8 protein-coding genes and 5 pseudogenes are annotated in these 15,046 nt (G+C 33.7%); 10 read left to right on the top strand and 3 right to left on the bottom strand.

The features are described from left to right. Nucleotides 1-327 precede the first annotated feature (327 nt). Complete coding sequence (locus tag wTKK_RS05385; protein ID WP_407512578.1) at nucleotides 328-1,788, top strand: type II secretion system protein GspD; 1,461 nt, start codon at nucleotides 328-330, stop codon at nucleotides 1,786-1,788. 227 nt (nucleotides 1,789-2,015) lie between these two features. Next, the gene (gene guaA, locus wTKK_RS05380; protein WP_407512577.1) at nucleotides 2,016-3,578 is read left to right on the top strand and encodes a glutamine-hydrolyzing GMP synthase; all 1,563 of its coding nucleotides are present in this window, start codon (nucleotides 2,016-2,018) and stop codon (nucleotides 3,576-3,578) included. A gap of 227 nt (nucleotides 3,579-3,805) precedes the next feature. Here the strand turns inward: guaA and wTKK_RS05375 are convergent, their stop codons facing one another. Next, nucleotides 3,806-4,498: a TerC family protein gene (locus wTKK_RS05375; protein ID WP_407512815.1), complete on the bottom strand. Its 693-nt coding sequence runs from the start codon at nucleotides 4,496-4,498 to the stop codon at nucleotides 3,806-3,808. A gap of 282 nt (nucleotides 4,499-4,780) precedes the next feature. Here wTKK_RS05375 and wTKK_RS05370 point away from each other — a divergent pair, with 282 nt between their 5' ends. Further along, on the top strand, nucleotides 4,781-6,157 hold the full coding sequence (locus tag wTKK_RS05370; protein ID WP_407512575.1) for a malonyl-CoA decarboxylase: 1,377 nt from the start codon (nucleotides 4,781-4,783) through the stop codon (nucleotides 6,155-6,157). Between the two features lie 417 nt (nucleotides 6,158-6,574). On the opposite strand, the pseudogene wTKK_RS05365 reads toward wTKK_RS05370, so the two are convergent. Continuing rightward, nucleotides 6,575-7,077: pseudogene (locus tag wTKK_RS05365) on the bottom strand (transposase); the annotation flags it as partial. A gap of 414 nt (nucleotides 7,078-7,491) precedes the next feature. Between wTKK_RS05365 and wTKK_RS05360 the strand changes: the two are divergent. The 3 genes and pseudogenes from wTKK_RS05360 (at nucleotide 7,492) to ccmA (ending at nucleotide 10,319) form a co-directional block, all read left to right on the top strand. Further along, nucleotides 7,492-8,589, top strand: a pseudogene (locus wTKK_RS05360) (IS481 family transposase). A 472-nt stretch (nucleotides 8,590-9,061) separates the two neighbouring features. After that, nucleotides 9,062-9,493, top strand: coding sequence for a hypothetical protein (locus wTKK_RS05355; RefSeq protein WP_407512574.1), 432 nt, complete (start codon nucleotides 9,062-9,064; stop codon nucleotides 9,491-9,493). Nucleotides 9,494-9,695: 202 nt separating this feature from the next. Then, nucleotides 9,696-10,319, top strand: a complete 624-nt coding sequence (gene ccmA, locus wTKK_RS05350) for a heme ABC exporter ATP-binding protein CcmA (protein WP_407512573.1) — start codon at nucleotides 9,696-9,698, stop codon at nucleotides 10,317-10,319. A 15-nt stretch (nucleotides 10,320-10,334) separates the two neighbouring features. Here ccmA and argS read toward each other — a convergent pair whose 3' ends face one another. Next, nucleotides 10,335-12,041, bottom strand: a complete 1,707-nt coding sequence (gene argS, locus wTKK_RS05345) for an arginine--tRNA ligase (RefSeq protein ID WP_407512572.1) — start codon at nucleotides 12,039-12,041, stop codon at nucleotides 10,335-10,337. Between the two features lie 207 nt (nucleotides 12,042-12,248). Between argS and wTKK_RS05340 the strand changes: the two genes are divergently transcribed. From wTKK_RS05340 to wTKK_RS05325, 4 genes and pseudogenes are all read left to right on the top strand, one after another. Further along, nucleotides 12,249-12,737: a leucine-rich repeat domain-containing protein gene (locus wTKK_RS05340; RefSeq protein ID WP_407512570.1), complete on the top strand. Its 489-nt coding sequence runs from the start codon at nucleotides 12,249-12,251 to the stop codon at nucleotides 12,735-12,737. Between the two features lie 88 nt (nucleotides 12,738-12,825). Then, a pseudogene (locus wTKK_RS05335) lies at nucleotides 12,826-13,923 on the top strand (IS481 family transposase). Then, nucleotides 13,914-14,033, top strand: a pseudogene (locus wTKK_RS05330) (DUF2924 domain-containing protein); the annotation flags it as partial. The pseudogenes wTKK_RS05335 and wTKK_RS05330, both read left to right, overlap by 10 nt. A gap of 10 nt (nucleotides 14,034-14,043) precedes the next feature. After that, a pseudogene (locus wTKK_RS05325) lies at nucleotides 14,044-14,989 on the top strand (recombinase family protein); the annotation flags it as partial. Between the last annotated feature and the right edge of the window lie 57 nt (nucleotides 14,990-15,046).

The raw sequence follows: 15,046 nt of genomic DNA, 5'->3' as shown, positions 1-15,046 counted from the left end.
AATGAAGTTGAAAAGTCCGCAGACGAAGATAGATTTCGAGCTCTAGAACATCTTCACTGTCGAAATGACAAAGCTGTCAAAATTTGTCAAGTAATTTTATCGCAACTGTACAAACATTGCACAGGACAAATTTAAAATGCTGTAAAATGGTGTCTGTTCAGACGCATGTGAAACCAGTGCTTCTTTTCATCCCACTTCCATGCGGCTAAACCCTTTTCATAATCTCCTATCTATCATTTCTTAAACCACTCCCCTGAACGGATATAATTAAATACATTTTTAACATTTTTATAGAAAACTATTAGTATAGATTTGTATGCTGCCCTCATGGCTATTTTAAAATGTTTAATACTCCTTTTCATTATTTCTTGTGCGCATCTACCTAATAAGCAACATTCTGTTAATATAGACAATTATAAGCACGATTATTCGTTGCAACAATATAATAATCCTTTGAAGAATAACGAACCAGCAATACCAGAAATGATACCTTTACCGGTAGAGTTTCCCTATCTTACAACCAGTAATCAGTTTCTTTCGATTAATGTTGATGAAAAAGTACCAGTAAAGGATTTACTGATTGAGATAGGAAAACTTTCTGACATTAACTTAGACATAGACCCCAAAATATCAGGTAATATCACTTTAAAACTAAAAGATAAGAACGTAAACGAAGTAATTCAGAATATAGCCAACAGCGCCAAATTGCGTTACTCAATGAATAATGGTGTAATTAGAATTGAACAAGATTTGCCATATGCACAAAATTATTACGTAGACTTCATCAATATTCAACACTCTGCGCAAAGGAGTTTTATCATTGGTAGCAATATTACCGACAGTGATGGTGATAGAAACTATATGAAATCTCAATATAGTAGTGATTTATGGAATTCATTAGAAAAAGGCTTAAATGCAATAATGGATGTTAACGGAGTAGATGATGGTGAGTTTCTTTCATCCAACAGAGAAGCTGGTATCATTATACTAAATGCTAGAAAAGATACTCACAAAGCTGTTGAAGAATATATTAATAAAGTTAAGAAATTGGCGTCTTCTCAAGTAATGATCGAGGCCAAAATAGTTGAAGTTTTATTAGACGATAAATACCTTTCTGGTCTCAACTTAAATGATTTGCATAATGAAACCAAATCTATAACAAATCAAGGTAACTCTATTATTGACCTAGCAATTAACTCTAGTGTTAGTGATTTAGGAGATTTAGTAAAAAATTTAGGCAAATTTGGCACTTCAACCGTAATTTCAAGCCCTAGAGTACATGCTATAAATAATCAGCGAGCAATGATTTCATTTACTAAAAACCATATCTATTTTACTTCCGATATACAGAAAAATACCAAAAATTCTAATCATGCATTAATTACCAAGATGAATAGCACTCCAATAGGTGTGGTGTTAATAATCCACCCAAGCATTAACATTGATACTAATGAAATATTCATGGATATACACCCAACCTTATCAAGAATTAACGATTACACTAAAGACCCAAATATAGAATATGTCGCACAACAGAATAAAATGAAATTAAATAGTGACATTCCAATTATTGAAACCAGAGAAATGCACTCTACGTTAAAAATTAAGAGCGGCGAAGTTATGGTAATTGGTGGGCTTATAGAGCATAGAAAAGATAACCAAAACTTATTGCATAAAAAGTCAAAAAAACTGGCTAAGACAGTAGAAACCGTTATCTTCCTGAAAGCAACAATCGTACCAACACTTGGTTTATTAGATACAAAAGATAGGAATTTATATGTATATTAAACGTATCCGTTCAGGCAATGGCATCAACTTAAGGAAAGATGTTGGGGTTGCTATTATGATAAGAAGAGAGTATCGGAATGATAATTAAGACAGCTTAATCATAAATCTGTTGCGGTAAATTTAAGTTACTTTAGTCATGTATTAAAGTTTTTAAACAGGTCTTAGTTTACTTACTTTATTGTTTTCTTTATTATCAAATATCGCTTTAAAGAATATGGAGGAGCACATTGTCAGCAATTGCCGTTATTGATTTTGGTTCACAGTTTACACAGCTTATTGCAAGACAAATCAGGGAAATGGGCGTTTACTGTGAAATATTTCCAAGAAATATCGATTTCGAAACAGTATCAAAATTCAATGGATTTATTTTTTCTGGAGGACCGCAATCTGTAAATGACAATTGCTCTGAAGTAAGTGAAGTAGCACATAAAATTATAAAACTTAACGAAATAATAAACACTCCTATACTCGGAATATGTTATGGACAGCAACTCATTTGTCATTACTTCGGGGCAAAGGTAAGAAAAGAATTCAATCAGGAATTTGGCAAAACTAAAATCAAGATACTAAAAGAATCCCCAATTATAAAGGATACTTGGGACGTTAATTCCGAAGTCGATGTGCTAATGAACCATGCAGACAGTGTCGAAACTATACCGCAAGGATTTACTGCTATTGCCTCAGGTATAATAAATCAAACAATCGCAATAATTGCCAACGAACAGCGGAAGATTTACTGTACTCAGTTCCATCCTGAAGTTAAGCCTACGACAAATGGTAGTAAACTTCTATCTAATTTCTTAGATATTGCAAATTGTGAGAGAGATTGGACAATGAAGTCATTCATTGAAAAACAGAAGGAAAAAATTCAAAACTTAGTAGGGAAGAGAAAAGTAATTGCTGCAGTAAGTGGGGGAGTTGATTCAAGTGTTGCAGCAGTTCTTACACACAAAGCTATAGGAAAACAATTAAACTGTATTTTTATCGATACTGGGTTATTGCGTAAGAGCCAGACCACTGCTATGTTAAAAGAAATTCCAATAAATTACGTTGATAAATCAAACTTGTTTTTAAGTAGGTTAAGGAGAATAACTGATCCGGAAGAAAAGCGAAAAATTATCGGTAATACTTTTATCGAAGTATTTGAAGAAGAGGCAAAAAAAATAGGTGATGTGGATTTTTTAATGCAAGGCACCATTTACTCTGATGTAGTTGAATCAGGGCACGCTTCAGGAAACACTAGTACAATTAAATCTCATCACAATGTTGGTGGTTTGCCAGAAAAAATGAATCTAAAACTAGTAGAACCTTTACGCTATCTCTTTAAAGATGAAGTAAGGCTGCTTGGCAAAGAAATTGGGCTTTCAGATGAGATAATATTGCAACATCCATTTCCTGGACCTGGACTTGCAGTGAGGATCATAGGTGAGGTTGATGAAGAAAAGGTACGAATATTGCAAGAAGTAGATGAAATATATATCAACACAATGAAAAATTATGATCTGTATGATAAAATATGGCAGGCTTTTGCTGTACTGTTACCAGTAAAAACTGTGGGAGTTATGGGAGATAATCGTACATACGGATATGTTTGCGCTTTAAGGGCTGTGACTTCATCTGATGGCATGACAGCTGATGCATTTCCATTTGAAAATAAAGATCAACATTCGTTAGTATTTTGGAGGTTTTTGCAAGACATCAGTAGTATAATTGTTAACAAAGTTTCCGGAGTAAATCGAGTTGTGTATGATTTAACTTCCAAGCCACCAGCAACTATTGAGTGGGAGTAGCAATAATTTCATTCCAGTTTCAGCTACTTGAATCACACCAAAGAGGCTGCTTGCATAACTCAAAATTTAAGGAAAACTATTTAATGTCATTCCAGCGCGTGATGCTGGAATCCAGAAAAAAGAATAATGGATCCCAGTGTCAGCTACTCGGATGACATCGAAATGTTCGTACAGACATTCGTCACACACCGGAATAAAATTAGATTTCTGCTTTGTACAAAATAATTTCAAGGCCGCATTTTCCTTATTTTGCTTATGGCTTCCACAAGCAGTGCAAACATAAATGAAGAATACAAATATGCTTTTGGTAGCTCTATGTGAAGTCCTTCAAGTATTAAATATATACCGATGAGTAACATAAATAGAATGGCAATTACTTTTAAGTTTGGGCTGGATTTTATTAACTTAGCGGTATAACTCGATGAAAATAGCATTGCTAATATGGAAAATGTAAATGCCATAGCAATGATTATCATATTATGAGTTAATGCTATAGCAGTTAATATTGAATCAACAGAAAAAACTAAATCTATTAATATAATTTGTAGCACAACTAAAAAAAATTGTGATTTAACGTTTGCCTTTGTTTTGTTCTCCTCATGCACAAAAATTTCGCTCCATAACTCCATAGAACTTTTAACAATAAGAAATAACCCTCCTGCAATCATAAGCAAATCTTTTACTGAAATATCTAGTGATACAGAGTAAAATATAGGCTTTTCCATTGATAATATACGTGATATAAAAAATAGTATTACAAAACGCATCAATAGCGCCAAGCCAAAACCTATCAGGCGGGCTCTTTCTCTCAGCAGATTTGGCACCTTATCTATTGCTAGAGAAATAAAGATTAAATTGTCTATACCAAGTATAGTTTCAAGTAGCGTAAGTATCAATAAAGTCCAAGCATCAGCTAGCATTTTCATTCCAAAGTCAGCCTTTGTACTTTACAATAGATGTGTAAAAATTAAGTAACTTCGACTAGGTAATTAAAAATCAGCCTTACCCGGAAAAGGGGGAGAGAAAAAAGAGCATTTTTATAATAAAAGTACTTTTGTAAGAGAAATAATGAAATTAAAAATATAACTCTCTTTACGAAAATTTTAAATAGATTGTAAAATAGTTGTACCATGAAAATATATGCCTTCTTTGTAGACTAAGATTTTTCTTTAAATTAAGATAGATACACGATAAAAGAAAATATGATAAAAGAGTCATTAGCAAAAACTGATATAGTAAAAGTTGAAGATAAGAAAGCACAAAAGGGCTTTTTTAAAATATTAGGTGAAGTAGCAGATGCTGTAAGGTCATGGGTTGGCAATATTAGCCCTGATTTAAGTAGTAGTCGCGATGTCGATAGTTTAGTCTTGAAGATGAACGAATGCTTAAACCCAAAGGGGGATGAAGTCTCAGCACGTAAGAACACCGTATCTCTTGGTAATTTGTACTTGAGTTTATCCGAGGCAGGTCAAATGAAATTTTTACAAACCCTGGCAGAAAAGTTCAATCCGGATAAAAAGAAAATAGATGAAGAAATAAAAGTATATAAGAAAAATCAAGATTCTGAGTCGAGCTATAAGTTTGAACAAGACTTAATAAAAGTCCTTGAATCACCACGCTCTAAAATATTGAAGCAGTTTATCTCCTTACCGGAGGGCCTTAAGTTTATTGTTGATATGCGTTCTGATGTACTCAAGTTGAAGAATCAATATAAAAGTCTAAGTCCACTAGAAAATGAATTAAAAAGTATACTTTGTACTTTGGTTGATGTTGATCTACTTGATCTTCATCAAATCACTTGGGATTCACCTGCATCATTGTTGGAAAAACTTATAAAATATGAAGCTGTACATAAAATTTCCTCTTGGGATGACTTAAAAAACAGACTAGATTCTGATCGTCTCTGTTTTTCTTTCTTTCATTACAAAATACCAAATGAACCTTTAATTTTTGTAGAGGTTGCACTGATGAATGAGATTGCAGATAGTATTCAACACGTTTTGGACGAGTCAGTTCCTTCAAGTGACCCAAGCAGTGCAAGTACTGCTATATTCTATTCAATATCAAACACTCAAACTGGTTTATCTGGAATTAGCCTAGGTAACTTTTTAATAAAGAGAGTCGTAGAAAAACTATCGCAAGAATTTAAAAGCGTAAAAGTGTATGCAACTCTTTCTCCAGTTCCTGGATTTACAAAATGGCTAAAAAATCAAGACGTAGCTTTATTAGGTAAGCTTAATATAAAACAATCAGGTACAGAAATTTTAGAAAGCATAAAAACTAACATTGAATGCGAAAAACATTCCCTACTGAAACTTTGTGCACATTATTTGCTAAAGGTTAAAAGCAGTGGTGGTGGTGCTTATGATCCAGTAGCACACTTTCATTTAAGCAATGGTGCATCAATTAAACAAATCAACTGGATGGCTGATACTTCTGAAAAAGGCATTAGTCAGTCAGCCGGAATAATGGTGAATTATCTGTATGAGCTGCCTAAAATAGATGACAATCATGAGAATTATATGATTAATAAAGCGATTTCTCATTCAAAAAAAGTATCTTCTATGTTAAAAGAATAATAAGAAGTATGCAAGAATGTAGAAAGTTTTAACATTTCCTAATCTTTATGTATATAATATCGAGTAGCTCTATGAGGTAAAATATATGAGTAGTAAGATATTAAAAGCAATAAAACAAAATACAAGATAGAGTAGAGCGTAAGGAACTGCACAGTCTCTTTATAGATCCTTAAGAAATAAAGTCATTCAATGATCAACTATGATTTTTTGAGTTTAGTTTTATTACAACTCTTGTTTATAATTTTGTGTTTCTACTCAACTAGAAAATGTACTTTCGGCAATAAAAAATCTAATTTATTGCAGAAAAAGAATTTTATATCAAACAGCTGTTACTGCTTAGATCTTATAATTAATGAATATGTGCTTTCAGTTTGTGTGGGCGCACATATTCATTAACCTATTTCTATGCAGCTTTTTTTATTTCATATTAATTGCTTCTTTAAGTCGTACATTGGCAATTACTATGATCTTTCGCATTAGAGCTGTTATAGCCACCATCTTCTTTTTACCTCTACCAATCAGATCAGAGTAAAAAGTACCAAGTACAGATTTAGATCTTGTAGCAGCCATCACAGCTATAAAAAGCTTTGTACGAACATTGCTTCTACCACCTGTTATTCTTCGATAGCCAATAGTTTTTCCACTTTCCTTTGGATGTGGAGCAACTCCAGCAAGACTTGCGACTTCTTTTTTGTTTAAGTAGACAAGTTCTGGCATTAGACATACAAAATCTTGAGACAATTTTGGACCTATTCCTGGCACTGTTCTAAGGATTTTTTGGCACTTCTGTAACTCTGGATTTTCATCGATAATCTTTTGTATGGAATCGTTGAGCTCCTCTATCTGACTGTTAAAAAAAAGTCAATAGTTTTTTGGCAACTTTCTTTTACATAACTGTTTTCAGGTGCTTCTAATCTGCATTAGATAACTTTTTAAAGAGGATTAAAGATTAAAGTTCCTCACTATGAGAAATCTCTGAATTTTATGATTTAAAACGTTTTAGAAGGTTATTATAGCGTTATCTCTGATTTAGATAATTTGTTTTGTATGCTTTTACTAAAAACTCATGTAATTTCTGAGCTGCATTAAAATTATTTAAACTTTTTTTTAGAAAATCACGGAAAAAGTAGTAAGAAATCCAGTATATATGGTATAGAAGGGCATTGATGCAGTTTGTGGATGCGCTTCAAATACAAAAACTTTAAGTGTCAATCCGAAACTCGGCAAACAAACATTGAGTAGATTTGTATTTTTTAATGTAATAGTTTAGATTTGATCTGACAGATTAATAAAGTAAGATAAAAATATAAATAAATTTTAAAGGAGTGTCAGACATGAGTACAACACAAGAAAAAATACTAGAACCAAAGTTGGGGTTGCTAGAACTTGCAAAGCAATTAGGAAATGTATCCCAAGCGTGTAAAGTAATGGGATATTCAAGGGATACATTTTACCGCTTCAAAGAGCTATATGAAACAGGAGGGGAAAAGCATTATATGAGATAAACAAAAGCAAACCATTACTTACCAATAGAGTACCAAAGGATACAAAAGAAGCAGTAGTTAAAATAGCAGTAGAGTTTCCAGCATATGGACAAGAAAGAGCAGCTAATGAATTAAAGAAAAAAGGAATTCTAATATCTGCTAGTGGTATAAGGTCAATATGGCAAAGAAACGATCTCGAAAATTTTAAAAAGAGATTGAAAGCCCTGGAAGCAAAGGTGGTCCAAGACGGTATAATTTTAACGGAGGAGCAAGTTGCTGCTTTAGAAAAAAACTAGGGAACAAAAAGAAGCCAATGGCGAAATTGAGACACAACACCCTGGATACTTAGGTAGTCAAGATACCTATTATGTAGGCAATATCAAAGGTATTCGAAGAATTTATCAACAAACTTTTATTGACACCTACTCTAGAGTGGCCTTCGCTAAGCTTTATACGGAGAAAACTGCTATCACAGCTGCAGATCTTCTCAATGATAGAGTTATACCATTTTTTGATGAACAGAAAGTTCCATTGCTACGCATTTTAACTGATCGTGGTACAGAGTATTGTGGTAAACCAGGTAGTCATGCGTACCTGTTATATTTGGGAGTAGAAAATATTGATCATTCTAGAACCAAAGCTTATTCTCCACAAACTAATGGTATATGTCAAAGGTTTCATAGAACTATGCAAGATGAATGTTACAATATTATCTTTAGGAAAAAGATTTATAGTACTTTGGAGGAGCTTCAGTTAGATGTCGTCATTGGTTGCATTCTTATAACAGAGATAGAACTCATTCCAGTAAGTATTGCTATGCCTATGCAGACCTTTTTTGATAGTATGAGTATTGCTTACCAAAAAAAAAATATTGATAACATTAAAACAGATTCTGATATCAGTTTTGAACTCGTCAATTCTTCTGTCAGATCAAGTCTAAATTATTAGAGGTATATAAATTACTATTATCAACTTGATCGCTATAGATATTGTTTGACATTCTGAACTCCTATATAGTCAAAACTGGAATTAAATTAGAGTATAGAAGCTAAGAGTTCAACATGGGTAAAAGAAACCACAGCTCAGGAAATCTAAGGTTAACTCAGAAATTATTATAAGCCAAAATGATTAAAAATTTTATAACTTATATTGTAGATCTAGCATGATAACCGACAATTAGATTTTCTTCAATTTCCACCACAGTCCATCTTTAATCATTAGAGAGCCGTGATTCCTCTACTCTCTAATGATTAATCACTTGTCAGTTTTGAGTGTAGTAGTTGATAGCCTGTACGTAAATACGTTGCTTTTGTTCTTTAGAAATTTTTAGTCTACTATCTTTATCCAGAAAAAAAATTGTAAAATTTCTATAGTTATGGTATAATCGTGAATACTGCTTGCCAATAAGCTGAGTATAAAAATGCCGTTCGGACAAATCATTATATATAGTGCGGAACTACTTGCTGTAATTGCAGTATTTCTCTTTTTGAGAAAAATATACAAAAATCATATTAGAAAAATTATATTTCCTCTAAAAGTTCTCAAAGAAGAGTGGGAAGAAAATAGAAGATTTAATGAATTATATCAAAAAAATAAGCAAAAAGAGTTGATGAAACAACAGGAAATGCTAAGGGAGAGACAAAAGAATATGCAAGTTTACAAAGAAGATCTAGAAATAGTTGATATAGCAAAACCGCTAGGTAAATGGACAAAGATGGTTATGATGGGTAGCGTTTTAATTAAGCATTTTGCACAATTGATACACGGAGAAGGTGATAAAAAAGGATTTTGGGAGCTGTTTATAAAAGCTCAGTCTGCAACTAAGGGTAAGTATAAAGGAAAAGGCAGATGACGTATCCGTTGTATAACCTGCTTTCTGGCATTAAACTTCTTCAGTGTTATAGTCAGTCAAGCACTGGGATGACACCATCTTCTACCTACAAACCCAATGTTCGTACAGTTGTATGTCGAACACTGACTGTTTGTTGTGCAAGCTATCCAATGTTCTTACACTGAAGTGTTTAGGCTCCAAGTTCTCTTTAAAGGTCCAATAGATGCTTGAATGTAAAAATCTATCCTGTGCTCGTAATAACAAAGTATTATTTAAAAACCTCAATTTTAAAGCTGAACCAAAATCAAAAATCTTGATCACTGGTCCAAATGGTAGCGGCAAAACCAGCTTAATCAGGAGTTTATCTGGACTTTTGCTGCCAGTGTCAGGTAATATAATGTACTGTGGAAAAGATATATACGATGACCTAAAATCCTATATACCTTCCATGGTCTATATAGGCCATAAAAATGCCTGTAAAGATAGCTCAACAGTTGGTGAAAACATACAATTCTGGGCAAGAATACGGAATACTAGAGAACTAATTATGGCAGCCGTTTGTTGCTTACAGTTGCAACCTGTACTTAATATCAAATATAGTGAACTTTCTGCAGGCTGGAAAAGAAGAGTTGCGCTTGCTCGCCTGTTAATTTCTAATGCAAACATTTGGCTGATAGATGAACCATTCTGTAATCTTGATAGCACAACATGTGAATTAGTATTGAACCTAATCTCAATACGCTCCGAGCAGAACGGTATAGTAATTATCACAGGACATAGCTCTAAAGAACAACTGTGTGACTTCAAGACAATCGATATACGTGATTTTAATAGACCTCTTGTATAATTTTTCGCCTTAAAATTAACTCATCTCTTGCAAAGGATCTATATTAAAAACAGAAAGCCCAGAAGAGATTACGTGCGCTAAGGCTTGGACGAGAAACATCCTTGCAGCGGTGAGTTTCAAGTTATCTTCTAGTATGAAACGCATGTTTAAATCACTTTTACCATACCCCCATAAAACGTGAAACGCTTCTGCAACTTCAAGTAAGTAGAAAGTAATTCTATGTGGCTCACAAAGCCTTGCAGATATTTCTACCACATCTGGCCACTTTGCTAAGGTTTTTATGAGGCATAGCTCCCCATCTGTCTTTAAAAGTGAAGGGTCTGCTGTTGGGAGCTCTTTTGGAGCATTACGCATTAACGAATGAGCACGGGCGTGAGCATATTGCACATAAAAAATAGGGTTGTCTTTTGACTGTTCTTTAACTTTAGCAAAATCAAAGTCCAAGACCATATCATTCTTGCGTGTTAACATTATAAAACGAGTTATATCCCTGCCAACCTCTTCCACTACATCCCTAGCTGTAAGAAAATTTCCTGATCTTTTCGACATCTTAACAGGTTTGCCATTTTCGAAGAAATTCACAATATTATGCAGTTTTACCTCTATCTTTGCTTGATCATCACTGAGCGCAGAGACAACTGCTCTAAGCCTCTTAATATAACCGCCGTGGTCACTGCCGAGCTCTATGATCATATTGTTAAAACCACGTGATATCTTATCAAAATGGTAAGCAATATCCGATGCAAAATAAGTCCAGCTACCATCCTCTTTTTTTAGTGCGCGGTCAACATCATCACCAAATGTTGTAGAGCGAAATAACATTTCTTTTCTGGAAGTCCAACTTTCACTTTCTTTGCCTTTTGGTTTCTCCAAGTATCCTTCATACACAAGGCCCTTATCAGATAATATCTTTATACTCTCTTCGATTTTGCCATTTTTTTGTAGCTCATACTCTGAAGTAAAAATATCATGATTGACTCCAAGCAAGCTCATGTCCTCCTTTATAAGTTCTAAGATAGAACTTAAAGTATATTCTCTAATTACTCGATTATCTTCCTCTTCTCTAAGCTCCTTGCCATATTTTTTAGCTAGCCCCTTCCCTATTGGCTTTAAATATTCACCTGGGTATAAACCTTTTTCAATGCTAACTTTCTCTCCCAGAGCTTCCTTATACCGCAAATATACTGACCGAATTAGCTTATCTATCTGTGCTCCAGCATCATTGATATAGTACTCCTTAGTGACATTATGGCCAACTTTCTTTAGTAAATTTGCTAAAACATCACCAAACACTGCCCCTCTTGCATGACCAATATGTAGTGGCCCAGTTGGATTTGCGGATACAAACTCAACATTGATTGCCTGATTGTTTCCAATGTTGAGAGTGCCAAACTCCGTTTTTAGTTCATTTATTTGCTTTAAAATCCCATGCCATACTTCCATTTTCAAGTGCATATTGATGAAACCAGGGCCCGCTATTTCGACTTTTGCAACTTCACCAAAAAGTTCAAACTCTTTAGCTAAAACTTCTGCGATTTCAATTTGATTCTTCTTTTCATGTTTTGCAAGCACCATAGCAACATTTGTATAGATATCACCATGTGCTCTATTTCTTGGAGGCTCTATGATAAAGTTTGTTGCATTCGTGCTTATAACACCCCTTTGCCTCAACTCATTTAACTTGCTGGAAATGAGAGAGGAAACCTGCTTGAAAATATTCATTAACTAAAAAGCTATAGGACCTGTAGCAGTATAGTGGATAAATGGGGGAAGTTGAAGGGTTATCTTGTGTCAGCTTGTTAATACACTTGACAATGACTGAAGTCTATGCTATAATGAGAATTATATTAACAGAGGAGTTATAAACATGTAGAACTTAATAAATATGTTAATGGTAATACCTTAGACTTAAATAGTCTGCATATACAAATGGAGAAGTTAATAAACTTTTTACAAGAGAATCGAAGTATTACAAGCCTTATCTTACACGACTGTTGTATTGATGCTGAGGGTGCAGAAGTTTTAGATGAGACACTAAAGAATGTTAATGCTCTTAATCTTACTGAGTGTAAAGTAACTTCTAGTATCATAGGTAATCAAGGTTCAATAGCAATCACTAAATTATTAGAGAATGGTAACTTTCCAAATCTTGTTAAGCTTGATTTAATTTCCAATAATATAAGCCCTAATGGTGGAGTGGAATTTATAAATGCACTAAAGAATGGCAGTTTTTCAAATATTACCGAGTTCAATTTACTTTCTTACAGTGTCTGCGATAAAGGTATAGTAGCATTACACGAATCATTGAACAACAATAAGCTTCCAAATCTTGTTCAGTGTAATTTCCCCTTTAATCCTACTGATGATGAAAGCATAGAAATGCCAAGCGAACATCTATTCGCTGACAGCATTATATAAAGGTTTTAATATGTAATAGTTTAGATTTGATCTGACAGATTAATAAAGTAAGATAAAAATATAAATAAATTTTAAAGGAGTGTCAGACATGAGTACAACACAAGAAAAAATACTAGAACCAAAGTTGGGGTTGCTAGAACTTGCAAAGCAATTAGGAAATGTATCCCAAGCGTGTAAAGTAATGGGATATTCAAGGGATACATTTTACCGCTTCAAAGAGCTATATGAAACAGGAGGGGAAAAGCATTATATGAGATAAACAAAAGCAAACCATTACTTACCAATAGAGTACCAAAGGATACAAAAGAAGCAGTAGTTAAAATAGCAGTAGAGTTTCCAGCATATGGACAAGAAAGAGCAGCTAATGAATTAAAGAAAAAAGGAATTCTAATATCTGCTAGTGGTATAAGGTCAATATGGCAAAGAAACGATCTCGAAAATTTTAAAAAGAGATTGAAAGCCCTGGAAGCAAAGGTGGTCCAAGACGGTATAATTTTAACGGAGGAGCAAGTTGCTGCTTTAGAAAAAAACTAGGGAACAAAAAGAAGCCAATGGCGAAATTGAGACACAACACCCTGGATACTTAGGTAGTCAAGATACCTATTATGTAGGCAATATCAAAGGTATTCGAAGAATTTATCAACAAACTTTTATTGACACCTACTCTAGAGTGGCCTTCGCTAAGCTTTATACGGAGAAAACTGCTATCACAGCTGCAGATCTTCTCAATGATAGAGTTATACCATTTTTTGATGAACAGAAAGTTCCATTGCTACGCATTTTAACTGATCGTGGTACAGAGTATTGTGGTAAACCAGGTAGTCATGCGTACCTGTTATATTTGGGAGTAGAAAATATTGATCATTCTAGAACCAAAGCTTATTCTCCACAAACTAATGGTATATGTCAAAGGTTTCATAGAACTATGCAAGATGAATGTTACAATATTATCTTTAGGAAAAAGATTTATAGTACTTTGGAGGAGCTTCAGTTAGATGTCGTCATTGGTTGCATTCTTATAACAGAGATAGAACTCATTCCAGTAAGTATTGCTATGCCTATGCAGACCTTTTTTGATAGTATGAGTATTGCTTACCAAAAAAAAAATATTGATAACATTAAAACAGATTCTGATATCAGTTTTGAACTCGTCAATTCTTCTGTCAGATCAAGTCTAAATTATTAGAGTACAGAGAAGAGTTTTACATGTCATTGTCAGCAGTAGCAGGGAGAATAATGGGAATGAGTTACAACGGACCTTTATTATTTGGCATGCGTGATAAAAATGGGAGCTGAAGAGGAGAAAATGCTAAAAGAGGTGAGATGCACAATATATACGAGAAAGTCAAATAAAGACGGTCTAGAACAAAAGTTTAACAGTCTTGATACACAACGTGTAGCATATGAAAAATATATAAAAAGGCGAGAAGGATGGGTGGTATTGGCCAAAAGATACGATGATGGTAGATATTCAGGGAAAAATTTAGAAAGAACAGCAATAAAGGAATTATTTGAAGATGTAAAGGGAGGAGAAGTAGATTGTGTAGTAGTATATACGTTAGATAGATTATCAAGAGAAACAAAAGACAACATTGAAGTAACGTCATTTTTTAGAAGGCACCGAGTAAACTTTGTAGCAGTCACGCAGATATTTGACAATAATACGCCAATGGGAAAATTCGTACAAACGGTATTATCAGGTGCAGCACAACTAGAAAGAGAGATGATAGTCGAGAGAATAAAAAAACAAAATAGCAACATCAAAAGAACAAGGTTTATGGATGGGTGGAACTTTGCCACTTGGGTATGATGTAAAAGATAAAGAATTAATAATAAGGGCATATATTTGAAAGATATTTGGAGCTGAAGTCAATGGCAGAACTAGCAAGGGAATTAAATAGTCAAGGTTACAGAACAAAATCGGATATCTTTAAAAAAGCAACGGTGAGAAGAATAATAACAAATCCAATATATGTGGGAAAAATCAGACATTATGAGAAAGAGTATGAGGGAAAGCATGAAGCAATAATAAAAGAGGAAAAATGGCAAAAAGCGCAGGAATTGATAAAGAATCAACCTATATAGAGAAAAGCAAAATATGATGAAGCGCCACTTAGGGGAATAATTAAGTGCAGGAGCTATGATGTAAACATGACTCTGACATACTCAAAAAAAAGAGATAAAAGGTATCGATTATTTAATTAACTTATTACGTGTGCAACAATCATTTAGGGGGAAAGGGTTATAAATCATGCTGGATACAACAGTAGTAGAAAATGATCCAAAATCTATAAATTATAGTAGTTTAT

It is taken from the genome of Wolbachia endosymbiont of Trichogramma kaykai, assembly GCF_045765165.1.
Lineage (GTDB): Bacteria > Pseudomonadota > Alphaproteobacteria > Rickettsiales > Anaplasmataceae > Wolbachia.
Note: the sequence above shows the minus strand (reverse complement) of the source record. Positions and strands in the feature narration are given on the sequence as shown.